Raw genomic sequence first — 26,676 nt, forward strand, 5'->3', positions numbered from 1 at the left:
ACCATTATTATTAATTAGATTCAGGCGCCAATCTTAATGTGATTTGATCGATATCCTCAGTGATTTCGATCTGACAACCTAATCGACTATTATCTTCAACGAAAAATGCTTGATCCAACATGTCAAGTTCATCATCACTTTGTTCTGGTAATTCATGATCGGATTCTAAGTAACATTGACAAGATGCACACATAGCCATTCCGCCACATGTTCCTTCTACTGGAAGTTCATATGATTTACATAGTTCCATGATATTCATGTTCATGTCTGTAGGCGCCATTAAAGTGTGTTTCTTGGCATCTCGATCTATAATATAAACTGTAATGTTATCTTCCATGATTAATTTTTGTACAAAAATACTGATTTATCCTTTTACTAAGTTGATAAAATAACATTTTACCTTTTCAATTAATTATAAAATCTTTATGTTCTTGTGTTTCTTTCAAGAGTATTATTACTTAACTATATATAAACAATTAGATATAAAAAAAGCCCTAGTAATTAAATACTAGGGCTTTTCTGTAAGTTTTATTGATTAATAACTCCAAACATCATGTTCTATGTTTCGAATTTCCTCTGTAATTCTCTGTGACTCCATCAAAGCATCAACTCCAACTCTGTATTTTTCAATACTACGGTCGTATACATTTTCTTCTTTGTAAATGTAAGAACTAAACCTTCTTTTCATGAAATAATCATCAAAACTCATCCATCTAGAACCGTTTTGTTCATTATATACAAAGTAGTTGTTGAATACATATCTACAGTCAGTAGGGAAGTACAACCAGAACATAATTTCTGTTCCATTAATTGAACCATTACTTTGGTCAACATTATATTTAACTGGAGCTAATCCTAAAATACGAACATCCATTACTGATCTTTGCTTATCGAAAATCCAGTCCTCTTTAAGTCGGTACTGAATGATATCTTTAGATGTAAACCAGTTTACTTCTCTTTCTGGATAAACCAAGTTTCCATTAACATCAACTGAATCCTCACCATAAACGTTTAATAATGCATCAATTGGTTGAGGACCTAAGGTTGCCAAATAATTGTTAATCTCATCTCGGTACTTCGGATCATTCTCATACGTTCCACCAGGGGTAGAAGGTAAGATAGGATATTTAAACTTATCTCCATCCTCAATTGAGAACCTAACAAGGTTATAATTTGAGTATAAAGTTAAGTCTCCTGATAAAATATGTTGACGAATAATTGTCCATAAACTCCATCTGTTATCATTACGAACCCATTGTGATTCGCCCGTAAGAACGTCTGGTGGAGTAATTTCATCCAATGGGAAATATAAAGGACGATTAATCTTTTCACGTAGATCAATTGCTCTCCAAACACGTTTACTCCAAATAGCATCCGCTTCACGAATGTATGGATAAGGAATTAGTCGTTTGGTTGGTATATTTGATTTTAGGTATGCCCCATCAATAACTCCCGTTTCCGTTCGACTATTTATTGGACCTCCATTAACTTGAGCAATACTACTCATGCTAAAAATCAAGATTGTACAAAGCAATAAATTCTTCATGACTTTTTAATTTTACTATTATTTTACTTTAAACACAGCGTTTTGTCTGTTAACTCTTCCGCTTGGTTCTCTGTAACTAGCAGTTACAGTAATGGTAGCACCTGATTTAGCATTAGTCAATACTCTCATTGCTTCACCACTTAATTGATTACCATTACCTGTTGCTCCTCTTGGAACACCTGTCGCTGTTACTTCATATTTTACTACACTAAATGTAGCTTTTAATGGAATCTCTGGTGGATAACCAGCGAATAACTGTCTAGAAGCTCTAACTTGACCTGTAGTAAGTGTTTCACCATCTGCATAACGACCTAATCTAATCGCTGGTTTTGGTAAATTCATTACACGGAATTCAAAACTTCCTAGGTTACTAGATGATCCATCTTCAGCTACACCTGCAATATTGATAGTTGCCGTTCTTCCTGAACCAGGAGTTGCGATATATCCATTTCCAGACTTACTAAGTGAAACGTTACCAGCTCCAGATAATGAGTAATTAGGGAATCCTGATGCAGCACCTTCTACTACGTTAGAATAACCTCTATACAATACGTTCATTTCTGGTAAAGAAACTGTACCAGATGGTTTACCAACTGTATAGTTGAAGTCCCAGTTTTTAAATACTGTTTCTCCTTTTTCTTTAACACCAATTTGTCCTGTAACTCTATAACTACCAGGTGTACTTGTTTCTAAACGAATATCACCTGTTGTATTCTTCCAATTTGCTGGTGTAGAGTCATTGATTCCATACTTTAATGGTGCAACTTCATTTGAATCGTATGCTGCAATCATAACTTTAAGGTCTAATGAATCTCCAGCATTAACGTATCCAGTACGTGCAAATGGAAGAGCTTCAATTTTGTTAAAGTTGAATGTTGGTGCATCTACCTTTGATAACATAAACTCGGCTGCTGTACTCTCACTGTTTAAAACATCAAGTTTTAATGCAGTAAACATCGCTGCTGCTGCAACTACTGGTGCATGATCAAACATTGCTGATGGCCACGGTACCATTGTCGCTTCTCCAGCATTCGATACTTCAATCATTTCTGGAATTGTCATAGATTTATAATACTGTGCAATTCTAGCAGTATCTTCTGGATTAGCTGTTAATAATGCATCTTTTAAACCTGATACATCTTCAGGAGCAGTGAACGTATAAGTTTTCTTACCTACAGTGTAATTAGCCATTAATTCAGCTACATTATTTCTGTATTCGTTCATCCTTTTAACAATCGCTAGACCTCTTTCTTTTGGTTGTTTTGGATTACCTCCGATAAACAATTCAGTAGGTACATCATAGTTATCCATTGCTTGAATTTGATTCAATGGCATTAACTCTGTAATATTACCATCTTCATCAATTTTGTCTTTGTTAACCCAGTCTTTTCCTTCAACTTTGCTAATCATATCATTTGACTCAGAAAGAATAAAGTGAACTACTTTTTTCGTTTCTGCATTTAATGAATCAGCTTTTCCTTGCCATAAATCGATGATTTTTGTATCACCTTTTTCTAATGCTAATGCAGCTCTTTTACTTTCGAATGTTCCATAAACGTCACCGATTGATTTGTCGATGATTTCACCACTAGATTCTAGTTTGTCATTTATGGTTACAAAAGCTGCTATAATCTCCTTAGACACGTTAAGTGCCAAAAGAGCAGTCAATACGAGATACATCATCCCGATCATCTTCTGTCTTGGGGTTTCTTTTCCTCCTGCCATTTGTAATTAAATTTTAAGAATTAATTTATTAATAATGTTCCGAATATTACTATTCGTGAAACAAAGCCTATTATTTGTTAATAGTCATTGCTTTTAACATGTTACCGTAAACATTATTTAAGTCCGTTAAGTTCTTAGCTAACATTGACATATTCTCTTTGTAAAGTTTAGTGTCTTTTGCAGACTCTGAAAGATTAGTCATCATTTCAGTAACTTGACCTTGGAATTTCTCTGTAGCTTCTAAATGAGCAGAAGACCCTTTTAATTGTAATTCATATACATTGTTCAATGCAGATAAGTTTTTAGATACTTTTTGCATTTGCTCACCAAATGATTGCCCTTCCTCTGTAGAAGATGTCATTCCTGATATTGCAACAGAAGCTCTTTCGTATGATTCTGAAAGCTTAGCTACTTTATCAGATGCAGATTGTAAACTATCAACATAAGAGTCAGTTGCTGCAGCAGCTGAAGTAACGCCCTTCAATTGTGCTGCATTATCTCCTAATGCTTTCATTCCTTCACCTAAACGCTCTAATAAAGAACTATCTATTTTCGCTTCTTCAAGCATGTTATCAAGTTCTCCTGTAATTCCAGAACCACCGTTTCCTCCAGTTCCACGACCTCTTCCAGCCTGAATTTCTGCTGGATCGAAATCCTCATCATTACCTAAAGCTAATTCTGGATATACCAATTCCCAGTTTGGATCTTCATGTATCGGTTCAAATGCAGAGAAGATAAAGATAATCGCTTCTGTTCCTAGACCTACTACAAGCATTGGTCCCGCACCTGGCCAGTGCATGATTTTAAATAATGCACCAAGTATTACTACAGCTGCACCAATACCATACAATTTTGCCATAAAATTTTTCCATCCTTTACTTCCTGGTTTCATAATTTACTAATTTTTAAGGTTTAACTTTTATTATTTATTTGTTTTATTTACTTGTTTTAATGATTATCTTAATTGAAGATCTTGATCTAATTCTTCACCTCCTTCTTTTGAGAAATCTTTTCCACCTCTACCTAGGTGTGATGCAACTGATCTAAATCCAATGTAAGATTTAGCTGTATCACGGTACTCATAAGTTCTTGTACCGTTTTGTAGATAATATCCTATATCTTTCCATGAACCACCACGTATTACTTTACGCTTCATTGCAGGTGGATCCCAGTCTAATGCGTTGTAACGGTATTCAGAGTTTTGATCATGCGATAACTCATACATAGATTCGTCATAAGCTGTTTCACACCATTCTGATACATTTCCTGCCATACAATATAGTCCAAATCCGTTTGGATTATAAGAGTATGCTTTTACAGTTTGCGAACCACCATCTTGTTCGTAACGACCTCTCATTGGTTTAAAGTTTCCTAAGAAACATCCTGCAGTGTTACGAATGTATGGTCCACCCCAAGGATAAGCAGATAAATCTAAATCACCTCTTGATGCTCTTTCCCATTCAGCTTCACTTGGTAAACGGAAATCATGAACATACATTTCTCCCATTGATTCCAACCATCCATTTAATAATTGTGTTCTCCAAATATTAAATGCTTTAGCTTGTGGCCATGTTACACCAACTACAGGATAGTTGTCGTATGATGGATGCCAGAAATACATTTTAGTCATTGGATCATTAAATGCATATGTGAAGTCTCTAATCCATACCAATGTATCTGGATATACATTAATTGTTTCATCAATTACAAATCTTTGTCTGTCTTTGTGACCACGAATTGCATTGTTTTGACCAATTTTATTGATTTTACCTAAATCTTCATCACGACCTCTTGGTTCTTCAGTAAAAGGGTGCTCTGCTGAACGCAATGTTCTGTGATCTAAATCAGTTTTAACACCTTGGTTGTTGTACCCATTAGGTTTAATGTTTACTTTTCCTTTACGCGCTGCCTCAACTAAATCGATCCAGTAATATTTGAAATTTAATTTTCTAATATCAATTTCCTTACGCTTATAAAATCTTTGCGCAGAAGGATAATACATTTCAGAAAGTAATGGAACTAACATTGGGTCTTCATAAGAAAACTCACGGTCCCAGTTCAAAGAGAATTTTTCTATGTTTTGAAAACGATCACTTGATTCGTATTCAACCCATTCCATGATTCCTTCATCATAGTATTCATCTTGATAGTTAAGGAAACGATCTGCTTCTTTATCTTCTTCAATGTTTTCGTAAATCATCTTTCTTGCGATCGAATCTCTTACCCAGTGAACAAACTGACGGTATTCATTATTCGTTATCTCAGTCTGATCCATATAGAATGCAGAGATCGTCACTGTCTTCGAAATGGTTTGATGCATAAAAGGTACATCTTCATCATTTTGTCCCATGATATAAGAACCATGTGGAATGTAGACCATTCCTAATGGAACTTCAGGGTAGTATACCTCTCTACCTTGTACTCCAGTTAAATGTCCTGATCTTGTGCTACAAGAACCAAGCATTAAACTGATTAAACCTACTATTAATAATTTCTTCATTCTACCTTGTTTTTACTTTCCAGTTAATCACGAACAATTTAAAGGTCTTTTTAACTTTATGGTTATATAACGGAAAAGCTACCGAAATGGTTACAGATTATTTTTAAGTTTTTATAAATACCTTGGATTTTTAACCACAGTAATTGGAATTTTTGGTAATGGATAACAATACTTAACCATTAACTCATGTGAACCCGTAGATACACTTGAAATTCTATTTACTGTAATGTCATATGAGTATCCAAATGTAAATGAGTTCCAATTTAAACCTAGCATAACAGCTAGTGCGTCAGTAGTTCTGTATGTTAGTCCACCATAGAATGTGTCATCCCATATTGCACGGAAGTTCACATCTGCACTGACGAATTTCAAATCTGAACGAATCATACCATTTGCTTCAACACTTAATTGATCTATATCAAATGCTTTGTTCATTCTGTACCCTCCCATTGCATAATAGTGGCGTGCAGTATTGAAATTTAAATCAGTGATTTCAGCTGCTGGTAAATGCGTTGATGAAAGACCAGCATACCATCCAGTATGCGACATGTAATATAATCCAAAATTAGCATCAAAAGTAGCTTGAGATTTTGCTTGAGGCAATGAACCATCAAATGGATTACCATCAGGTGTTACCCATGTTGGACTCATACTAAAACTATTTAAGCCTAAAGCTGCTCCAATACCTAATGTACCGTTTGCTAGAGATAAGTGATAAGAATAGTTTAACGTAACGTTGTTTTGTCTTGAATATCCAATTGCGTCATGGTAAAATGAAATACCTGCAGCACTTGGTACATAGCGTGATATATTAGCTTCAGCATTCGCAAGTACTGAATTAGGAGCTCCGTTAAATTGATCCCATTGATTTCGATAAATCATTGTTCCGCAGACTTCATGTCCCATTCCTACTCCAGTAGCCCCAGGGTTAATACTCATTTTATCAAAAATAAAATGTGTCAAAACTTTATCCTGCTGTGCAAAAGTACTAGTTAAGCACGAGGAGATTAAAATTGAAATAAGTACGAGTTTCTTCATATATAGCTTTTTTTCAATGGTTTAGCATTTGATGAGTAATTAGATTACTTCATCAGTCGACTAAAGTAGTTAAAAATCTGTAAATAGGAAATAATTTAAATAGGAAATCATGATTTAATTTAAATTTCTCTTAAAAATTATTTGATATGTACTTAAACCATCTTTTGGTAAGTTTTCCACCATAAATCGGGGATTTCTCCTTGCATAGATTCTTGATACGTTTCGTAACTACATGGGATCATCTGATGTCGCATGAATTTCGAATTTTTTGCACCTGGGTAAGGTACTTCGATCCACCATCTGCCTGATTTATCACTTTTGTAAAAAATTATCTCTTCGTTAAGTTCTTCCAAGTATACCCTGAATTTTGTATAGCTTTTCTTACTACCAATAGGGAAGTCACCTTTCCGTTGTGCATACCCTTCATTGAAATACCATATTAATTGGGCAACTAACTCGTCAGTAACTAAGTTGTGATTACTATAGTAGTTAAATATTCCAAAGCTAGATAGTTTATCACTTATGCCAGCATATCTAGTGAGTTGACATGCTTCGTGTGCAAAGATACCATTTGGAGCTGTGTAATTTGAATTCTGAAGGTCACTAGCGCGAATGCTGGTTAAATCAAAACTAAGTATATCAGTGTTACGCATAAATGGTTCTGAAACTTGTATTGATCTATTAATTTCTCCTAATCTACAGACGTCAAAATATAAATCATTGAAAAGATCAGCTGTTTTACCCGAAATGTAATGTCCTTGAGCACCAATATTAGTATAGTTGAATAGATAACATGGCTTGTGTAGAAGTACGTGACTTAACCAGCCATCATGTGTTAACGGAGTGTTGATGTCACCTAAATCTAACTGGTTATCTATTGTTGTGAGATTTACCATTTGTTCCAGTTGCTCATACGCTTTAAAAATGGAATTGGTTAAATCCTGTGTTCCTCCAACAACAATTGGTATAATCTCTTTTTTGATTAACTCTTGACAAACAGTGGATATGGCGTATTGGGTGTCTTTAAAATTTTGTCCTGGAATTATGGTTCCTAAATCATAAATTTTGTGACTCCAATTGGAGCCTGCATATAAACGGTAGAACTGAGTTCTGAAATCGTTAGAATATTTACTATCCTTGTGCTTTACGTTATTTCTGAATTCAGGGACATAAATAATGGCGATACCTTCTTTATTTAATTCTGGAAAATGGTCTTCAAAATGAATTTGAATTTGGTTTCCGAGCATTAAGCTCTCGAGTTTTTCTGTTTGATTAACACTTTTGAAATATATTGAAATGTCTTTCATGGTTGAAATTGCAAAATGAAAATAAGGAGAAAGTAAAAACTGTCGCATGAAATACGACAGTTTTGAAATATTTATTTTTTCTTAGTTGTCTTGGTAGACTTTTTTGCTGAAGCCTTTTTAGTAGCTTTTTTCTTTGTTGTTGTTTTCTTTTTCGCTGTTGACTTCTTTGCAGTTGTTTTTTTCTTGGTCGTTTTTCCTCGTCCTTTCTTTGCAGGTTGATTTTCAGAAATTTCAATGCATTCCTCGTAAGTAAGTTGTTTTACTTTTTCTTCGTCATCTTTAATTTCCTTCGGAAGTTTGAAGTTGTTTTTACCAATCTTTAAATACGGTCCCCAACGTCCTATTAGAAGCTGCATTGTGTCATCCTCTGGAAAAGTCTTGAGTAGTTTTTTAGCATCCTCAACTCTTTTGTTTTTAATGAGTTCAATAGCTCTATCTAATTCGATGTCCATTGGATCATCCTCCTTGATAGAAACGAACTTACCGTCGTGCTGAACATAAGGTCCAAACCTTCCAATATTTGCCTTAACTATTTTGTCCTCAAATTTACCAAGCTCTCGCGGTAACTTGAATAAATCCATAACCTCTTCAAAAGTTATTGTTTCTATGGATTGGTTTGGGCGTAAACTTGCAAATTGTGCTTTTTTCTCTCCTTCGGTATCACCAATTTGTGCCATCGGACCATAACGACCGATTCTTACGATAACTTTTTCACCAGTTTTAGGATGTTCTCCTAAATATCTCTCACCTGAAGCACGTTCAGAATTTTCTAATGTATCTTCAACTGTTTTGTGGAATGGGTCGTAGAAACGTTGAATCATTTCTGTCCATTCTTTTAATCCATTGGCGATTTCATCAAATTCTTGTTCAACTTGAGCAGTAAAGTTGTAATTAAGGATTTCTCCAAAATGTTCTACAAGGAAGTCGGTAACAACCATCCCTATGTCTGAAGGAGAGAGTTTATTACGGTCTCTTCCTGTTATTTCAGTAGCAACTTCTTTCTTTACACCTTCATCATTCAAAGTGTAGATCATGTACTCTCTTTCTGTACCTTCGCGTTCCTTTTTCTCAACATAGCCTCTTTTTTGAACTGTTGAGATTGTTGGTGCGTAAGTTGATGGTCTACCGATACCTAATTCCTCTAATTTTTTTACTAATGAAGCTTCAACGTATCGAGGAGCTGCTTTGGTAAATCTTTCTCGGGCAATGATTGAAGTTGCTGTGAGTGTTTCACCCTCTTTTAAATCAGGAAGTAAACCTTCTAATGCTTTATCATCTTCATCTTCATCATCCATTTGTGATTCAAGATAAACTTTCAAGAACCCATCAAATTTGATGATTTCACCTTTAGTCACAAATAAATCCTCTATTTCCTCAGCACCAATCTTAATTGTCGTGCGCTCAAGTTTGGCTGGACTCATTTGTGAGGCGATAGATCTTTTCCAAATTAAATCATATAATCGATTTTCATCATTCCCTTTATTCACAGACGAAACGCCAAAATCTGTTGGTCGGATTGCCTCGTGAGCTTCTTGGGCTCCAGCACTTTTGCTTTTAAATTTCTTTGGGTTACTGTATTCTTTACCGTAATCTTTGATGATAGTGTTTTTAGCGCCTTCCATTGCTGTTTCAGAAAGGTTAACACTGTCTGTTCTCATATAGGTAATTAAACCAGCTTCATATAGTGTCTGTGCAACTCTCATTGTTCTAGAAACACTAAACCCTAGCTTTAAACTTGCTTCCTGTTGAAGGGTAGAGGTTGTAAATGGAGCACTTGGATTTTTTGTTCCAGGTCTCTTCGTTACGTCTGTAACCTTAAAGTTAGCATTGTCACAATTCTTAAGGAACGCCTCAACTTCTTTGTCCGTACCAATGTTATGTGCTAAGGTTCCCGATATTTTATCTTTTCCTTGTGTGAAATCTCCGACTACCCTAAAATAGTTTTCAGGAGTGAAGTTCATTATTTCTCTTTCACGTTCTACGATTAAACGAACGGCAACAGACTGAACACGTCCTGCAGATAAACTAGGTTTTACTTTTTTCCATAAAACTGGTGAGAGTTCAAAACCTACCAATCTATCCAAAACTCTTCTTGCTTGTTGAGCATTTACAAGTTCTTGATTGATTTCTCTTGGTTCTTGAATTGCTTTTTGAACGGCAGTTTTAGTAATCTCGTTGAAAGTAATTCTTTTGGTGTCTTTCTTGTCTAGTTTTAAAGTTTCGTATAGGTGCCATGAAATTGCCTCTCCTTCACGGTCCTCATCGGTAGCGAGCCATACTGTCTCTGCTGCTTTCACATTTTTCTTTAAGTCTGAAACGACCGATTTTTTGTCTGTACTGACTTCGTAATTTGGCTGAAAGTTATTTTCGATATCAATCGCCACACCTTTTTTAGCAAGGTCTCTTACATGTCCGTAACTAGACATAACAAGAAAGTCTTTACCCAAATAACCTTCGATTGTTTTTGCTTTAGCAGGTGACTCAACGATCACTAAATTTTTTGCCATATCGGTATTTGTTAATTTTTTTGTGAAATTGAATGCAAAATAACTTCAAATTAATGCGAAATACAAACTTTCTACTGTTTTTACTTCAATTAGTATTAAAAAAGCACTACTTACTAAAGTAAAAAAATAATGATTTTCACTTTTTCTTAATGCTTATACTCAATAATTATTAAAAATTAGCTACTGACATTTTGACACGTAGAGAAGAAAGTATATCTTTGCACTTCATAAAATTGAAAGTTTACCAATGGGAATTGTTTTAGATAAAGATATGGATGAGGCGCGTCAAGGAGAAGCGATCTCAATGGATTCATCAAAAGGAGGGAAGAAACTCTATTTAGAAAGTTATGGTTGTGCAATGAATTTCTCAGACAGTGAGGTTGTTGCATCTATTATGACCAACCAAGGTTTTTCCACAACACAAGATTCAGAGGAAGCTGATGTTGTTCTTATTAATACATGTAGTATTCGTGAGAATGCTGAGCAAAGAATAAGAAATAGATTAACTCAATTCAATAAAGCAAAACGTCAAAGACCAGGAATGGTGATTGGTATTTTAGGTTGTATGGCTGAAAGGTTGAAAAAGAATTTGCTTGAAGAAGAAAAGTTGGTCGATTTAGTAGCTGGTCCAGATTCATATCGTGATTTACCTGGGTTAATTTCGGAAGTCGAAGGAGGGCAAAAAGCGGTGAATGTTTTACTTTCTCGAGATGAAACTTATGCTGATATCAATCCAGTTCGTTTAGATAAAAATGGTGTTACTGGATTTGTAAGTATTACTCGTGGTTGTGATAATATGTGTTCGTTTTGTGTTGTTCCATTTACGCGTGGTAGAGAAAGAAGTAGAGATCCACATACCATCGTTCAAGAATGTGCAGCATTGTTTAACGCGGGATATAGAGAAGTTACTCTATTGGGTCAAAATGTTGATTCTTACCGTTGGAATATGACGAGTAAAGGTGATATCAAGGACGAAACTAAACCAACAACGAATTTTGCAGAATTGTTAGTTATGGTTGCTGGAGTTCATCCAGAATTAAGAATACGTTTTTCAACCTCTCATCCTAAGGATATGACAGATGATGTATTGTATGCAATAGCAAATCATAAGAATATTTGTAATTATATTCATCTACCTGTTCAGTCTGGAAATAGTGATATTTTGAAAAAGATGAACCGTGGTTATACGCGTGAATGGTATATGAATCGTATTGATGCTATCAAGAGAATTATTCCAGATTGTGGAATTTCAACTGATATTATTTCTGGGTTTTGTGGTGAAACAATAGAAGAACATCAAGATACTTTATCTATAATGCGTGAAGTAGAGTATGATTCTGCTTATATGTATAAATATTCTGAACGTCCAAAAACTTTAGCTGAAAGAAAGTATGAAGACAACATCCCTGAAGATGAAAAACAAAGACGATTAGAAGAGATTATTGAGTTACAACATGGTCATAGTTTAAAAATACATAAGGCTCAGATTGGTCAAATTCAAGAAGTCTTGGTTGAAAAAGAATCTCGACGTTCGTCTGAGCAATTGATGGGAAGAACTGATAAAAACCATAAAGTGATTTTTGATCGTAAAGACGCAAAAATTGGTGATTATGTAATGGTGAAAATTACAGATTGTAATAAAGCTTCTTTACGAGGTGAGATTGTTTAATCTAAAACCTTAATTGAAATATGAATATTCAACAGATCAAACAACGATTTGGTATTATAGGTAATTCGCCAGGACTAAATCGTGCGTTGGAAGTTGCTGCTCAAGTAGCTCCAACTGATATTTCTGTGTTAGTGACTGGAGAAAGTGGAACAGGAAAAGAAATTATTCCTCAAGTGATTCATCAATTAAGCACAAGAAAGCACGGAAGTTATATTGCAGTCAACTGTGGTGCAATTCCTGAAGGAACAATTGATTCTGAATTATTCGGTCATGAAAAGGGGGCTTTTACTGGAGCGAGTGGAAGTAGAAAAGGATATTTCGAAGAAGCTGATGGTGGAACAATATTCTTAGATGAAGTCGCTGAATTGCCACAACAAACTCAAGTTCGATTATTAAGGGTTCTCGAAACAGGTGAGTTCTTGAAAGTTGGATCTTCTCGCGTAATTAAAACAAATGTTCGTGTTGTTGCTGCGACCAATGAAAATATGGCCGAGGCGATTCGAAAGAATAAATTTCGTGAGGATTTGTTGTACAGGTTAAGTACTGTTCCTATTAAGTTGCCACCCTTACGTGACCGTAAAGATGATATTCATTTATTATTTAGAAAATTTGCTGCTGATTTTGCAGAAAAGTATAGGATGCCAAATATCAAATTGTCATCTGAAGCAATAGTGGCTTTGGAAAAATATCCTTGGCCAGGAAATGTTCGTCAATTAAAGAATATAGTTGAGCAAATTTCTGTAATTGAAAATGAAAGAGAAATTACGTTAGATAAGATTAATTACTACCTGCCTGATGATGAAGTGACAGGTGTCCCAGCAGTAGTTGGTGGGAAATCACAAGGGAGTGATGATTTTTCTGACCGAGAATTAATCTATAAGTTCTTATTTGACATGAAACGTGATATGAATGAGTTGAAAAAACTTGTCATTGAAATGTTGAATGGCGATAAAGAAGTTGATCTAACAGGTACTCAACGTGATGTACTTAATCGAGTATATTCAGATATATCTAACGAAGATAGTAAGCGATTATTGGAATCTGGTGTTAGAGATGAAGTGCGTGAGGAAAATAAATATCCAGATCAAGAAGAAGTGACAATTGTAGATAGCGACTATCAAGATCATGTTGAGGTAGAGGAATCACTTTCATTGGAGGAACGTGAAATGGAATTTGTGAAGAAGGCATTGGAGAAACATCATGGAAAAAGAAAAGATGCAGCCAAGGAACTTGGAATCTCTGAGCGTACTTTATATAGGAAGATTAAAGAATACGATTTAAAATAATGCTCAGATGAAAATACTCCTCTTTTTAATGACTTCAATTTTGCTTACTTCATGTTGGCCAACTAGTCTTTCGTTTCAGGATGGAAGTGTGCCTCCAGAATGGCAACGATTTATGGTAACGACTCTAGAGAGTAAAGCACCTAATGCGCCGATTAGTTATGCTAATGAGTTGTCAGAACTGATTAAGGACGGAGTTCAAAATAGAGTAGGGTTAAATTTAGTTAGTTCTGAAGCTGACGATCCTCAAATTACGATTACTGGAAGTGTTGATTCTTATAATATAACTCCCTTGTCTTTACAAGAAGATGCTTCTGATGTTAAGAATAGACTAACGATTCGCTCTAGTTTTCAAATTTTCATTACCTCACCAGAAGAAGATGTGATGGAGTTAAGTTCCTCTCGATTTGCTGATTTTGATGCTTCGCAAGATGTCGGGGCAATCCAAGCAGAATTATTGGAAGAAATCAATGATCAAATTGTGCAAGATGTTTTAAATAAGTTACTTTCGAACTGGTAATGTTAAATTTTGAAGAAATATCTCAAAGGATTCAGAATCCATCCTCAATTCAAATTGAAGATTTAGACAGTTTAAAAGAATTGGCTAAACGCTATCCATATACTTCAGTTTTTTCACAGCTGTATTTGAAAGGGTTGGCGATGCATAATACGATTCAATTTGAGGTTGAATTAAAGAATCATGCATATAAAATTCCAGACCGTACTCAATTATTCTTATTGGTTAATTCTGTTGAAAAGGAAGAATTAGAGTCATACGAAGAAACTACTGTTCAAACCGAAGCGCCTGAAAATGATGAAGAGTCTGATCAAATTACTTCAGGAGTTGCTGAAAAAGAAGTTTCTGAAAGTGAAGAACTAGGAGATTCAGATTCAAAAAATGAAGATGATCATCTAGAATTAATAGATGCTTCGACAGATGAATCTGATTCGGAAAAGGAATTAATCGAAGAACATGAGGCGGAAACAGATTCAGTTAATTCTGATACTCAGATGGATGAAGTTTCTGAATTGGAAGCCCAAAATGATGAGTTACAAAAAGATATTTCAGAATCCGCTGAAGACGAGGAGTCTGAACCTACATCTAGTTCATCAGATATTGAGACAAAAAAAGAGCTTGAGTCTAATCCTTTACGGAATATCAATGATTTAGAAAAAGATATACTAGCTCATGCAGTGAGTTCTTCCATTTTCATTGAGGTTGACGAGTATGAAGGTGAGACTTACCAATTTGAAAAGTTAAAAAAACTTGATGGAACTACCGAGGAGCAAGATACATCAGTTGATGTTGAATTTGAATTGCCTTTAGTAGAATCTGATGATGAAGCGGAAATAGAAGAAGAGGAAATAGAAGTTGATGAGACAATAAAGACAACAACTGAAAATGAAGAAAAACGTTCTTTTACTTCATGGATGGGAGGTTATCTGCAAGAAGACGAGCCTAAGGGAAAAACATCAGTTAAAAAAGCAGATGAATCTGTTGATTTGGCAATAAATGAGGAAAATACACCTCAAAAAGCAAACGAAAAAGAAAAAAATAAAGAAATTTTAAGTCAAGAAAAACGAAAATCTGAGTTCTTTTCACCTGTTAAAAAAGCGCGTGAAAGTCTTGATGAATCAAGGCTTCCAGTAAGTGAGACACTTGCGAAGATTTACGTAGCTCAGGGTAATTTTCCAAAAGCAATTGAAGCTTATGAAAAATTATTGTTGAAATTTCCAGAAAAAAAGAGTTTCTTTGCACTTCAAATTGAAACTTTGAAAAGAAAACTAAATTAAAATATGGGAACTTTATTAACTATTCTAATTGTCATCGCAAGTATCTTACTTGTATTACTTGTTTTAATGCAAAATCCAAAAGGAGGTGGATTGTCAACTGATTTTGGATCTGCTCAACAATTGGGAGGTGTAAAACAAACGAATGACTTTATCGAGAAAGCAACTTGGAGTTTAGCAGGTGTAATAGCAATATTGAGTATTTCAATGACTTTGATGTACCATGAGCCTACAGCGGCGCCAGTTGATTCAACACAAGAAACAGAGCAATCTGCTCCAGCACCAGCTTCAACATCAGGAGAGCAAGGAGAGTAATAGCATATACGACTTGAAAAAAAGTCAGTATTCATAGGTATTTAAAATGTCAGTGTGTCATATACACTGACATTTTTTTTGCTCTATATTTTGGCTTTATGACAAAAAGTACATGATTTCAGATTGGCATAAAATTGGTCAAAAAACAGATTGAAAAATTTAAACAAATTAAAATTAATACATATGTCAACATTAAAACCATTAGCGGATAGAGTGCTCGTAGAGCCAATTCCGGCAGAAGAGAAAACAGCGAGTGGAATTATCATTCCTGATGCAGCCAAAGAGAAACCTTTGAAAGGGACAATTGTAGCTATTGGAAATGGTAAAAAAGATGAGCCTATGACTGTGAAAGAAGGCGATACTGTATTATATGGCCAGTATTCTGGAACAGAGATTAAGCTTGAAGGTAAAAATTACTTAATTATGAAGGAAGCTGATATCTATGGTGTATTCCAAGGGTAGATTAATGCTAGCTAAAGACAATTATTAATTAAAAAACATTAGAAAATGGCAAAAGAAATCTTATTCGACGAAAAAGCAAGAGAAAAATTAAAAGATGGAGTTGATGCATTAGCAAATGCTGTAAAAGTAACATTAGGACCAAAAGGACGTAATGTTGTAATTGGAAAAAAATTCGGTTCTCCACACATCACGAAGGATGGTGTTTCTGTAGCTAAAGAAATCGAATTGAATGATGTTGTTGAGAATTTAGGAGCTCAAATGGTAAAAGAAGTTGCTTCTAAAACAGCTGATATTGCAGGTGATGGAACAACTACAGCAACTGTGTTGGCTCAAGCAATCATTACTGCTGGATTGAAAAACGTTACTGCAGGTGCAAATCCAATGGATTTAAAAAGAGGTATCGACAAGGCAGTTAAAGTAATTGTTGCTGAATTGAAAAAACTTTCAAAAGAAGTTGGTTCAGATAATGACAAGATCAAACAAATTGCTTCTATTTCAGCGAATAATGATGAAACAATCGGAGCATTGATTGCCGAAGCAATGAAGGTTGTAGGTAACGATGGTGTAATTACTGTTGAAGAAGCAAAAGGTATCGAGACAGAAGTTAAAACTGTTGAAGGAATGCAGTTTGACAGAGGTTATTTATCACCTTACTTTGTTACGAATACAGAGAAGATGATTGCTGATTTAGAGAATCCTTATTTGTTGATTTGTGATAAGAAAATCACAAGTATGAAGGAATTGTTGCCAGTATTGGAACCAGCAGCTCAGTCAGGACGTCCATTGTTAATTATTGCTGAAGATATTGATGGAGAAGCATTGACTACTTTAGTTGTGAACAGAATTAGAGGTTCATTAAAAGTTGCTGCAGTTAAGGCTCCAGGATTTGGAGATAGAAGAAAAGCTATGTTGGAAGATTTAGCAATTTTAACTGGGGGTCAAGTTATCTCTGAAGAGAAAGGATTGTCTCTAGAATCAGCAACACTTGAAATGTTAGGTTCTGCTGAGAAAGTTGAAATTGATAAAGACAACACAACAATTGTAAACGGAGCAGGAGATAAAGATGCAATTGAAAGTCGCGTTGCTCAAATCCGTGCACAAATGGAGACTTCTACATCAGATTACGACAAAGAAAAAATGCAAGAACGTTTGGCTAAATTAGCTGGAGGAGTTGCTGTATTATACGTTGGAGCTGCGTCTGAAGTTGAGATGAAAGAAAAGAAAGACCGTGTAGATGATGCATTAGCTGCAACACGTGCTGCTGTAGAAGAAGGTGTAATTCCTGGTGGTGGAGTTGCATTATTAAGAACTTTGGATGGATTGAATGATCTTAAAGGTGATAATGATGATGAAACTACAGGTATCGAAATCGTTAAGCGCTCCGTTGAAGAGCCATTGAGACAAATTGTGAAGAATTCAGGTAATGAAGGAGCAGTTATTGTTCAAAAAGTACTTGAAGGAAAAGACGACTATGGTTATAATGCAAGAACTGAGAAATTCGAAAACTTACTAGAAGTTGGTGTATTGGATCCAACAAAAGTGACTAGAATTGCAATTGAGAATGCAGCATCTATCGCGTCTATGTTGTTGACAACAGAGTGTGTGATTGTTGATGAGCCAGAAGAGGAAGGTTCAGCTGCACCAATGGGTGGAGGAATGCCAGGTGGAATGCCAGGAATGATGTAATCCTTACTGAATATTATTAAACAAAAATGGCGGTCATAATTTGACCGCCATTTTTAGTTTATATCTTATGTAAAGCTATTTTCAATTTTACTTTAGCTTAACCTATCCGTTAATATCTTCATTTCAATAACTGGAGAGATTCTTTCATAAATAATGTTGTAAACAGCCTCAACGATTGGCATCTCAACATTGAACTTCTTATTGATTTCCATTACAGATTTTACTGCGTAATAACCTTCAGCAATCATGTCCATTTCCATTTGTGCTATTTTCACTGAATATCCCTTTCCTATCATAAATCCGAAAGTTCTGTTTCTTGAAAACTTAGAATAGGCTGTTACGAGTAAATCTCCAAGATAGGCGCTACTTTTAACATCTCGATGTATTGGACTGACTTCATCAATGAAGTTTTCTATTTCTTGAATTGCATTTGATATTAATACGGCTTGAAAGTTGTCACCATAACCTAACCCAGCACAAATTCCGGAGGCAATTGCATATACATTCTTTAGGATTGCCGATAGTTCAGTTCCGAATAAATCATCAGAAGTTGTCGTTTTGATGAAACGTGTTCTGAACTTGTCAGCCATTTCATCTGCAATATCTTCATCTTGACAAACTATGGTAAGGTAAGATAACCTTTCTAGCGCAACTTCCTCAGCATGACAAGGTCCAGAAATGATACCTATATCATCGTATGGAGTATTGAAGGTTTTGTGAATAAACCTTGCAGGAATAGCATGGTATTCTGGAATAATTCCTTTGACTGCTGAAAATACAATTTTTCCTTCAAACAATGCTATGGGAAAGTCTTGAAACAGTGAAGTTAAGAAAGCCGATGGGGTTGCTAAAATAATGATATCCGAACTAGTAACTACAGACTCAAGATCTGTCGAAACATTTATCTTTTCTGTTTTCAGTTCAACACCTTGAAGGTATTTAAGGTTTCGTTTGTATTTTGAAATGTGCTCTACAGCCTCTTCATTTCTCATCCACCAATATACCTTCTCAACATTTTCAGTGAGGATTTTAACTAATGCAGTCGCCCAGCTACCTCCACCAATTACACCTATTATTTTTTTAGACTTGTCCATATACTATCTACAAAAATACATTTTCTATTCGAAGGTGACGTTTTTTAGAGCTTAATCTTGATAAATAAAATAAAGATAAACTGATTTATTTTACTGTATATACCATCTATTTAATGTGTGAAAGTAGACGTGTTTTTAATTAATGTGTTGATTTTGAGTGTTGAAATATATAGTTCAAATAAAATTATTACATTCATTTTTATTTTGAATTGTTAAAATAGAATGTTTATATTTATAACTCAATATTGAAGAACTTGGTTCTTGTAAACGTTTTGAAATTAATCGATTGAAAATTGATTAAATAAATTTGGTTTTAATCGCCATTTTTTTTGTTTTTCTTCCTCATTTTTTGGGGTAAAAAAAATAGTAAAATTATTGTTTTAAAGGTTTGGTGATTGCACTATTTTAATACTTTTACAACAATATTTAAAACTGTCAAATAATAGATTTATGAGTAATAGCAAGCCTAGAGTTGTAAAAGATTATGCTAAAATTGATAAGGCCGTAAAACAGCAAATCAAATTAAATTACCCTGAAGGGTTTGAAGGTAATCTAATCAAGTTTAAGAATAAAGAAGGGAATACTGTTAGTGCATTGCCTTTTGAAACTGAGGATTATTATTACTTGGTTCGAATGACAGTTAGTCAAGCTCAAGAAATTATTGAAGATGATGATGATTATGATGATGACGGATTCTTAAAAGAAGATATTAAAGAAGAATACGAAGATGACTCTATTAATGAAGAGTTTGAATAGTGTTTTTTCTTTTGCTATTCAGCATTTAGTTTAAAGATGATATATAACGAAAATGATGTAAATACATTAATAAAAAGACGACGTGAAGTCGTTTTTTTAGTTTTAACAGGACTGTTTCTAGGCTCTTTGGTGATGCTCAATATTCTAGGAGTTAGCCGATTTATTGATTTTTCAGATTATGTTGGTATTCCAGAGGGAAGCGCCATAAGTTTTTCCCTTGCGATTGGTGTCCTCCCTTATCCGATAACCTTTTTATGTACAGATTTTATTTCCGAAATTTATGGACGTAAAAGAGCTAATACTGTAGTCTGGGTAGGACTACTCCTTAACATCTGGGTGCTTTTTATAATATGGTTCGGTGGCTGGTTAGACGCACCAGAAACTTTACAAGCTGACGGAACTTTATCTATAGGTATAAAAGAAGGGAAAGCAGTGGTTCCCCAAGGTTATGCTTTTTACGCCATTCGAAGTTTGGCTTTTGGAGCTACTTTAGCCTCAATGATTGCATATCTAACAGCACAATTCGTAGATGTACACATCTTCCATTTTTTAAAACGAAGAACCAAAGGAAAAAAGATGTGGTTGCGTAATAATGCTTCTACTTTAATGAGTCAATTAATAGATTCAATTGCAGTAATTTTGATAACACATTATTTCGTTAGTGGTATTCCAATCGATCCTGACAAATCAACAAACTTGCAATTGCTCTCGTTTATTATTAGTGCGTATTTGTTTAAAGCTATTGTGGCTTTAATCGATACTGTTCCATTTTATTTCGGTTCTAAGTATTTAAAACGTTATTTAAAAGTTGAAGATGAAATCTCAGCGGATTAATTAAGATTCCATCCGAGTTTTAAATATAGAACTAGAAGATGTTTTAAGTATTTAACAATTGGCTTTGAAACATTTCATTTGATGTTTTGTTTGTTCTAAAGTTAATTGCAAATCATGATTTGTTTTGTTGGTTGACTAGATTAAAACTTTAAAGTATGAAAAAAAATATTGAAAGATATCTTGATCAAAGTTTACTTTTATTGACTGCATTCTTTATGTTGTCGTGTAACACAGAAAACAATAACCCATTATCTGAATTTAGGGATGTCAAGCAAACAAATATTGTAATTCCACAAGGTTCTGTAAAATCAAATGTACAGGAAGATACAATTCGAAAAATAAAAAAAACAGATGCTGAATGGAGGGCTCAACTAACAGATGAGCAATATAGAATTGTTCGTGAGGCGGGTACAGAGCAAGCGTTCACTGGAAAATATTGGAATTATAAAAAGGCAGGCGTTTATCATTGTGTGGCCTGTGACTTACCTTTATTTGAATCATCTACTAAATATAAATCAGGAACAGGTTGGCCAAGTTTTTATGCGCCGATTAATGAACAGGTAGTTACAGAAGTTGAAGATCGTTCGCATGGTTGGAGTAGAGTAGAAGTGGTGTGTACAAGATGTAATGGTCATTTAGGACACGTTTTTGAAGATGGTCCAAAGCCAACAGGATTGAGATATTGTTTGAATTCAGCGTCCTTGAAGTTCGAAGAAAAGTAAATTAATTGAGTTTCCCTCCGTACTCTAAAGAGAATCTAGGAACGTCTACTTTGAAATCCACTGTTTTATTCCCCTCGTCGTTAATTGTTGAAAAATTATAATATCCTTCCATGAATCCTAGACTCGATGATAAATCACAACCCGAAGTGTAGGTGTGTGTTTCACCTGGTTCTAAAACAGGTTGTTCGCCTATAACACCTTCTCCTTCGATTATTCTTGTTGGAGCAAGTGAATCAACAATTCTCCAATATCTTGAGATTAGTTGCACTCTGTTATGACTTAAATTTTCAATCTTAATTGAGTAATTAAAAAAGTATAAATTCTTTTTCAATTGCGTTAAATCGGATCGAAATAAAGCAGTAACAGTTATTTTTATGCCTTTAGTAATGGCGACATTCATGATGCAAAATTTAATTTGTAATTAAAGATTAGGTTAAATTACTGAATAAAAATAAGAATTTGAGTTGAAACATCAAATTATTTGGGTTATCAACGTCGAATCCTATGTTTTATTATTTAGAACCAGTCTAAATTAACACTCTCTCATTCTAAAGCATTCTTAACTGCTCCTAAATTCCAACAAATTTATATTTTTGTGTCCTACAAAATTAAATGTCTATATAAACATGTCAAAGGCGGTTAGACTTAAAAAAGGACTTGATATCAAGTTGCTCGGTGAAGCCGACCAGGTTAAAGTTGAGGCGAAAAGCCCAACGATGGTCGCATTAAAACCTTCTGATTTTCATGGATTAGTTCCAAAAGTCGTTCTAAAAGAAGGAGAAAAGGTAAAACGTGGTGAAGTCGTGTTTTACGATAAATACAACAAGGATGTAAAGTTTGTATCCCCAGTAGCAGGGACCATCTCAGAGATTTTGAGAGGTGAGAAAAGACGTATTTTAGAAGTACGTATTTCTGTTGCTGCTGAAGATGAAGCTGTACAGGTAGAACCAGTTGATCCATCCTCTATAGAGAGAGATGAGATTAAATCTATCATGTTAGCGAACGGACTTTGGCCATTTGTAAAACAACGTCCATTGGATAAAATTGCTGATCCAGCAGTTACTCCAAAATCAATATTTATTTCAGCGTTTGATTCTGCTCCTTTAGCACCAGACTATGACTTTATATTGCATGGACAAGGTCAGTTTTTCCAACACGGTTTAAATGCGTTAGCAAAGTTAACGGATGGAAAAGTAAACCTTACTTTAAACGGTAAAGGTTCTCCTGATGAGTGTTTTCAAAATGCTAAAAATGTTGAAATCAACAAGATTTCAGGGAAGCATCCAGCAGGAAATGTTGGAACTCAAATTCATCATTTCGATCCTATTGATAAAGGGGAGTTTGTTTTTACATTGAATCCACAAGATGTTGTTACTATCGGTAAATTCTTTGCTGAAGGTAAGTTTGATGCATCAAGAATTGTTGCGTTAACGGGGTCAGAGGCTGATTCTAGAAAATATTATAAAACTGTAATAGGTGCGAACGTTAATACAATTGTTGAAGGTAATTTAACAAATGATAATGTTCGTGTCATTAGTGGTAACGCTTTAACAGGTGAAGCCATTGGTGCAGATGGATACCTAGGATTTTATGATGCTCAAATAACTGTATTACCTGAAGGAGATGACTATAAGTTTTTCTTATCAGAAGGATGGTTGTCACCTGGTTTCGATAAATATTCAGCAAATCGTTTATTCCCAACTTGGTTAATGCCAAATAAGAGAAAGCGTTTAGATACAAACCTTAATGGTGAGGAACGTGGATTTGTTGTTACTGGTGAAATGGAAAGAGTATTGCCATTTGATATATTACCAATGCAATTAATCAAAGCAATTATGGTAAATGATATTGATGCAATGGAGCAATTAGGTATCTATGAGATAGCACCTGAGGACTTCGCATTGTGTGAGTATGTTTGTACATCTAAAATAGACATTCAGGAAAAGATCCGTGAAGGTTTAGATGTGATCGAAGAAGAATGCATGTAAGTGTTAAATTATAAATTTTAGGAAATTGAAAGCATTAAAAAAAGTCATTCAAAATCTTGACCCAAAGTTTGAGAAGGGTGGTAAGTGGGAGAAAATGTATCCACTTTATGAAACACTCTCAACTTTTTTGTTTACGCCAAAACACGTAACAAAGAAAGGGGCACATATTCGTGACGGAGTTGATTTAAAGCGTACCATGTTTATGGTAGTTATCGCAATGATTCCGGCTTTGTTGTTTGGTATATACAATACAGGACACTGGCATTACGAATTACAATCTTATTTGAATCCAGAACAATATGGCGCTTATAGTGACTATTTAACTGGGTTTGGAGATAAAGTAGTATATGGATTATTTCAAGTATTACCACTTGTTATTGTTTCATACGGAGTTGGTTTAGCAATCGAGTTCATATTTGGATTTGTTCGTGGACATGGTCTTCACGAAGGATTCTTAGTATCAGGGATGTTAATTCCTTTAATAATGCCTGCTGATGTTCCATTATGGATGGTAGGTGTAGCAACAGCTTTTGCTGTAGTTATCGGTAAAGAGGTATTTGGTGGTACAGGAATGAACATCGTTAATATCGCTTTAACAGCGCGTGCGTTCTTATTCTTTGCTTATCCAACTGCTATGTCAGGAGATAAGGTATGGAAATCAGGAACAACTGATGTTATTGCCGCAAACGACGGTATTTTACCTGATGGAGCTTCAGGTGCGACAGCACTAGGTGATTTAGCTTCATTTGTTGGTGATGCACCTGTAGTAGCAGGAGAAACCATCGCTGAAAACGCTTCAAGCGCTGAGTTAATTCAGAAATTTGAAGGAGCTTATGATCCATTACACGCAATTATTGGAATGATCCCTGGTTCAGTTGGAGAAACTTCAATGATCGCTATTTTACTAGGAGCTGGTTTATTATTGTATACCGGAGTTGCTTCTTGGAGAATTATCCTTTCTTTCTTTGCAGGTGGATTCGTATTTGGTTTATTAATGAACCTAATTGGAGCTAATGCTTATATGGATTTACCAGCTTATTACCATTTAATCATAGGAGGTTTTGCTTTTGGTGCAGTATTTATGGCAACAGATCCTGTTACAGCATCACAAACTCAATATGGTAAGTTATGGTATGGATTCTTAGGTGGAGGTTTAGCGGTATTGATCCGTGTATTGAACCCTGCATATCCTGAAGGAGTAATGTTAGCAATCTTGTTTATGAACATTATGGCACCATTAATTGACCATTATGTAGTTCAAGCAAATATTTCTAGACGTAAAAAACGATTTAAAACAGCTTAGTAATGAAGGTTAATAAAGACGGAAACGGTTATACTTTTGCCTTTTCAATTATATTGGTTATAGTTGTAGGTGTGATTTTGTCATCACTTTCAATTGGATTAAAACCATTGAAGAAAGCAAATGTAGAGGTAAAAAAGAAAATGAGTATTTTATCAGCGTTAGGTGTTGAATCAACACGTAAGGATGGAAGCGATAAATACGAAAAATACATAAAAGACAGTTATGTAATTTCTCACAATGGAGTTTTACAAGAGAATCTACCAGAGGAAAAGCAAGCATTTAGTTTGGATGTGCAAAAGCAATTCAGAGATAAAACAATCAAAGTTGAAGATAGATTATATCCAATTTTTGAAGCGGAGAAAGACGGAACGACATTGTTTGTTTTGCCAGTAGTAGGTAAAGGACTTTGGGGACCAATTTGGGGATTCGTTGCTTTGGCTGATGATTATGAAACTATTGTAGGTACGTCATTTGATCATAAAGGTGAAACTCCTGGTTTAGGTGCAGAAATTGCACAAAGTTTCTTTGAGGATCGTTATATCGATGAAAAAATCGCAATTAATGGTTCATTTACTCCAATTAGTGTAGTTCAAAACGGTTCTGGTTTTGAAGACCAAAAAGTAGATGGAATTACTGGAGGTACTATTACTTCTAAAGGAGTCGAGAAAATGGTAAACGAGACCATGGAAGTTTATTATAAATATTTCAGTAAAAACAAATAATACAATGAGCACAACTGAAGAAAAAGTAAAAGCTCCAAAAGAGCCATTGTTCTCTAAAAAGAACAAGAGATTAATCACAGACCCTTTATCGGATAACAATCCTATTACCATTCAGGTACTTGGTATTTGTTCTGCTTTAGCTATCACAGTTCAAGTTGAGCAAGCTTTTTGGATGTCGGTATCGGTTATTTTTGTAATGGTTTTTGGTAACCTTATTGTATCGTTACTAAGAAACTTGATTCCTTCACGAGTTCGTATTATCGTACAGCTTGTTATTGTAGCCTCACTTGTAATTATTGTAAATGAATGTCTGCAGGCCTTTGTACCTGATGTATCAGAAAAACTTTCTGTATTCGTTGGGTTGATTATTACAAATTGTATTATCATGGGACGTTTTGAAGCATTTGCTATGTCAAACAAACCTTTCCCTTCTATTTTGGATGCAGTAGGTAATGCAATTGGTTATGCTTGGATCTTGGTATTGGTTGCTTTGATTCGTGAGGTATTCGGTTCAGGAAAAATCTGGGGTGCAGCCATCTTTGGTAATAACCTTCCAGGTGAAGAAAGCGGACTTTACGCATTGGGTTATGTAAATAATAATATGATGATTTTGCCTCCAATGGCCTTAATCGTTGTAGGTGTTATTATCTGGATCCAACGTACAAGAAATAAAGATTTAGTTGAAGAACATTAATAAGAGATAAGATATAAATTATGGAAAGTACATTAGATATATTCGTAAAGGCGATTTTTACAGAAAATATGATTTTCGCCTATTTCCTAGGAATGTGTTCTTATTTAGCTGTATCAAAAACAGTTAAAACGGGAGTTGGTCTTGGACTTGCAGTAATATTCGTATTGGTTGTTACTGTACCGATGAACTATTTATTAGAAAATTATGTGTTGAAAGAAGGAGCATTGACTTGGTTAAATCCAGAGTATGGTTTGAGTGGTTCAAAAACTATTGATTTGAGCTTTTTATCTTTCATTATGTTTATTGCAGTAGTTGCTTCAATCGTTCAGCTGGTAGAGATGCTTGTTGAGAAATTTGCACCTACTTTATATGGAGCATTAGGAATCTTCTTACCGTTGATCGCCGTAAACTGTTCTATTCTTGGTGGAGCATTGTTTATGCAAGATCGTCAATACTCAACAATTTTAGATGCAACTTCATTTGCATTTGGTTCAGGTATTGGATGGTTTATAGCTATCGTTTCATTGGCTGCAATACGTGAAAAAATCCGTTATTCAAATGTTCCACCTGCATTAAGAGGTTTAGGAATTACTTTTATCGTAACAGGATTGATGGGTATTGCTTTCATGAGTTTTATGGGAGTAGAATACGGAAAGAAAAAAGATAGTAAAACAAATACTATCAGTGGAGGAGCAGTTGAAACTTCTCAAATTATTAATGATATAAAACAATAG

At 34.8% G+C, this 26,676-nt stretch carries 25 protein-coding genes; 15 read left to right on the top strand and 10 right to left on the bottom strand.

The window, feature by feature from the left end; genetic code table 11:
* Positions 1 to 10: 10 nt before the first annotated feature.
* The 8 genes from DXU93_RS13460 to topA form a co-directional block, all read right to left on the bottom strand.
* Positions 11 to 337, bottom strand: coding sequence for a 2Fe-2S iron-sulfur cluster-binding protein (locus DXU93_RS13460; RefSeq protein WP_116881823.1), 327 nt, complete (start codon positions 335 to 337; stop codon positions 11 to 13).
* Between the two features lie 198 nt (positions 338 to 535).
* On the bottom strand, positions 536 to 1,546 hold the full coding sequence (gene porN, locus DXU93_RS13465) for a type IX secretion system ring subunit PorN/GldN (RefSeq protein WP_116881824.1): 1,011 nt from the start codon (positions 1,544 to 1,546) through the stop codon (positions 536 to 538).
* An 18-nt stretch (positions 1,547 to 1,564) separates the two neighbouring features.
* Positions 1,565 to 3,271, bottom strand: a complete 1,707-nt coding sequence (gene porM, locus DXU93_RS13470) for a type IX secretion system motor protein PorM/GldM (protein WP_116881825.1) — start codon at positions 3,269 to 3,271, stop codon at positions 1,565 to 1,567.
* Between the two features lie 70 nt (positions 3,272 to 3,341).
* Complete coding sequence (gene porL / locus DXU93_RS13475) at positions 3,342 to 4,163, bottom strand: type IX secretion system motor protein PorL/GldL (RefSeq protein ID WP_116881826.1); 822 nt, start codon at positions 4,161 to 4,163, stop codon at positions 3,342 to 3,344.
* A 63-nt stretch (positions 4,164 to 4,226) separates the two neighbouring features.
* A complete protein-coding gene (gene porK, locus DXU93_RS13480) occupies positions 4,227 to 5,771 on the bottom strand; it encodes a T9SS ring complex lipoprotein PorK/GldK (protein WP_116881827.1) in 1,545 nt (514 codons plus the stop codon).
* Between the two features lie 111 nt (positions 5,772 to 5,882).
* Positions 5,883 to 6,809 carry a PorP/SprF family type IX secretion system membrane protein gene (locus DXU93_RS13485; protein WP_116881828.1) on the bottom strand — a complete coding sequence of 309 codons (927 nt, stop codon included), beginning with the start codon at positions 6,807 to 6,809 and terminating at the stop codon, positions 5,883 to 5,885.
* 152 nt (positions 6,810 to 6,961) lie between these two features.
* Positions 6,962 to 8,164, bottom strand: coding sequence for a formimidoylglutamase (locus DXU93_RS13490; RefSeq protein WP_116881829.1), 1,203 nt, complete (start codon positions 8,162 to 8,164; stop codon positions 6,962 to 6,964).
* A 23-nt stretch (positions 8,165 to 8,187) separates the two neighbouring features.
* Positions 8,188 to 10,623 (bottom strand): type I DNA topoisomerase, encoded by a 2,436-nt coding sequence (gene topA / locus DXU93_RS13495; protein WP_116881830.1) that lies wholly within the window; start codon positions 10,621 to 10,623, stop codon positions 8,188 to 8,190.
* Between the two features lie 247 nt (positions 10,624 to 10,870).
* Between topA and miaB the strand changes: the two genes are divergently transcribed.
* The 7 genes from miaB to groL all read left to right on the top strand — a co-directional run bounded on the left by miaB (position 10,871) and on the right by groL (position 17,829).
* The gene (gene miaB / locus DXU93_RS13500; RefSeq protein WP_116881831.1) at positions 10,871 to 12,292 is read left to right on the top strand and encodes a tRNA (N6-isopentenyl adenosine(37)-C2)-methylthiotransferase MiaB; all 1,422 of its coding nucleotides are present in this window, start codon (positions 10,871 to 10,873) and stop codon (positions 12,290 to 12,292) included.
* A gap of 20 nt (positions 12,293 to 12,312) precedes the next feature.
* Complete coding sequence (locus DXU93_RS13505; RefSeq protein WP_116881832.1) at positions 12,313 to 13,578, top strand: sigma-54 interaction domain-containing protein; 1,266 nt, start codon at positions 12,313 to 12,315, stop codon at positions 13,576 to 13,578.
* A gap of 7 nt (positions 13,579 to 13,585) precedes the next feature.
* Positions 13,586 to 14,095: an LPS assembly lipoprotein LptE gene (gene lptE / locus DXU93_RS13510; protein WP_123776141.1), complete on the top strand. Its 510-nt coding sequence runs from the start codon at positions 13,586 to 13,588 to the stop codon at positions 14,093 to 14,095.
* Entirely contained in the window at positions 14,095 to 15,369 is a 1,275-nt protein-coding gene (locus DXU93_RS13515) for a tetratricopeptide repeat protein (RefSeq protein WP_116881834.1), read from the top strand. The genes lptE and DXU93_RS13515 overlap by 1 nt, the downstream gene beginning before the upstream one ends.
* A gap of 3 nt (positions 15,370 to 15,372) precedes the next feature.
* Positions 15,373 to 15,681: a preprotein translocase subunit SecG gene (gene secG, locus DXU93_RS13520; protein WP_116881835.1), complete on the top strand. Its 309-nt coding sequence runs from the start codon at positions 15,373 to 15,375 to the stop codon at positions 15,679 to 15,681.
* A 183-nt stretch (positions 15,682 to 15,864) separates the two neighbouring features.
* Positions 15,865 to 16,143 carry a co-chaperone GroES gene (locus DXU93_RS13525; RefSeq protein ID WP_116881836.1) on the top strand — a complete coding sequence of 93 codons (279 nt, stop codon included), beginning with the start codon at positions 15,865 to 15,867 and terminating at the stop codon, positions 16,141 to 16,143.
* 45 nt (positions 16,144 to 16,188) lie between these two features.
* On the top strand, positions 16,189 to 17,829 hold the full coding sequence (gene groL / locus DXU93_RS13530) for a chaperonin GroEL (RefSeq protein WP_116881837.1): 1,641 nt from the start codon (positions 16,189 to 16,191) through the stop codon (positions 17,827 to 17,829).
* Positions 17,830 to 17,921: 92 nt separating this feature from the next.
* Here groL and DXU93_RS13535 read toward each other — a convergent pair whose 3' ends face one another.
* Positions 17,922 to 18,923: an NAD(P)H-dependent glycerol-3-phosphate dehydrogenase gene (locus tag DXU93_RS13535; protein WP_116881838.1), complete on the bottom strand. Its 1,002-nt coding sequence runs from the start codon at positions 18,921 to 18,923 to the stop codon at positions 17,922 to 17,924.
* A gap of 450 nt (positions 18,924 to 19,373) precedes the next feature.
* Between DXU93_RS13535 and DXU93_RS13540 the strand changes: the two genes are divergently transcribed.
* The 3 genes from DXU93_RS13540 (at position 19,374) to msrB (ending at position 21,235) form a co-directional block, all read left to right on the top strand.
* Positions 19,374 to 19,679: a hypothetical protein gene (locus DXU93_RS13540; protein ID WP_116881839.1), complete on the top strand. Its 306-nt coding sequence runs from the start codon at positions 19,374 to 19,376 to the stop codon at positions 19,677 to 19,679.
* Between the two features lie 36 nt (positions 19,680 to 19,715).
* Positions 19,716 to 20,513 (top strand): queuosine precursor transporter, encoded by a 798-nt coding sequence (locus DXU93_RS13545; protein WP_116881840.1) that lies wholly within the window; start codon positions 19,716 to 19,718, stop codon positions 20,511 to 20,513.
* A gap of 155 nt (positions 20,514 to 20,668) precedes the next feature.
* The gene (gene msrB / locus DXU93_RS13550) at positions 20,669 to 21,235 is read left to right on the top strand and encodes a peptide-methionine (R)-S-oxide reductase MsrB (protein ID WP_240623463.1); all 567 of its coding nucleotides are present in this window, start codon (positions 20,669 to 20,671) and stop codon (positions 21,233 to 21,235) included.
* A 1-nt stretch (position 21,236) separates the two neighbouring features.
* Here the strand turns inward: msrB and apaG are convergent, their stop codons facing one another.
* Positions 21,237 to 21,635 carry a Co2+/Mg2+ efflux protein ApaG gene (apaG, locus tag DXU93_RS13555; RefSeq protein WP_116881841.1) on the bottom strand — a complete coding sequence of 133 codons (399 nt, stop codon included), beginning with the start codon at positions 21,633 to 21,635 and terminating at the stop codon, positions 21,237 to 21,239.
* A 226-nt stretch (positions 21,636 to 21,861) separates the two neighbouring features.
* Between apaG and DXU93_RS13560 the strand changes: the two genes are divergently transcribed.
* From DXU93_RS13560 to nqrE, 5 genes are read left to right on the top strand one after another with little or no spacing between them, the layout of a single operon-like run.
* Positions 21,862 to 23,223 carry a Na(+)-translocating NADH-quinone reductase subunit A gene (locus DXU93_RS13560; RefSeq protein ID WP_116881842.1) on the top strand — a complete coding sequence of 454 codons (1,362 nt, stop codon included), beginning with the start codon at positions 21,862 to 21,864 and terminating at the stop codon, positions 23,221 to 23,223.
* Between the two features lie 25 nt (positions 23,224 to 23,248).
* The gene (locus tag DXU93_RS13565) at positions 23,249 to 24,526 is read left to right on the top strand and encodes an NADH:ubiquinone reductase (Na(+)-transporting) subunit B (protein WP_116881843.1); all 1,278 of its coding nucleotides are present in this window, start codon (positions 23,249 to 23,251) and stop codon (positions 24,524 to 24,526) included.
* Positions 24,527 to 24,528: 2 nt separating this feature from the next.
* Positions 24,529 to 25,248 (top strand): NADH:ubiquinone reductase (Na(+)-transporting) subunit C, encoded by a 720-nt coding sequence (nqrC, locus tag DXU93_RS13570; protein WP_116881844.1) that lies wholly within the window; start codon positions 24,529 to 24,531, stop codon positions 25,246 to 25,248.
* Between the two features lie 4 nt (positions 25,249 to 25,252).
* Complete coding sequence (locus tag DXU93_RS13575) at positions 25,253 to 25,942, top strand: NADH:ubiquinone reductase (Na(+)-transporting) subunit D (protein WP_116881845.1); 690 nt, start codon at positions 25,253 to 25,255, stop codon at positions 25,940 to 25,942.
* Positions 25,943 to 25,962: 20 nt separating this feature from the next.
* Complete coding sequence (nqrE, locus tag DXU93_RS13580) at positions 25,963 to 26,676, top strand: NADH:ubiquinone reductase (Na(+)-transporting) subunit E (protein WP_116881846.1); 714 nt, start codon at positions 25,963 to 25,965, stop codon at positions 26,674 to 26,676.

Source organism: Brumimicrobium aurantiacum (assembly GCF_003402975.1).
Classification (GTDB): domain Bacteria; phylum Bacteroidota; class Bacteroidia; order Flavobacteriales_D; family Crocinitomicaceae; genus Brumimicrobium; species Brumimicrobium aurantiacum.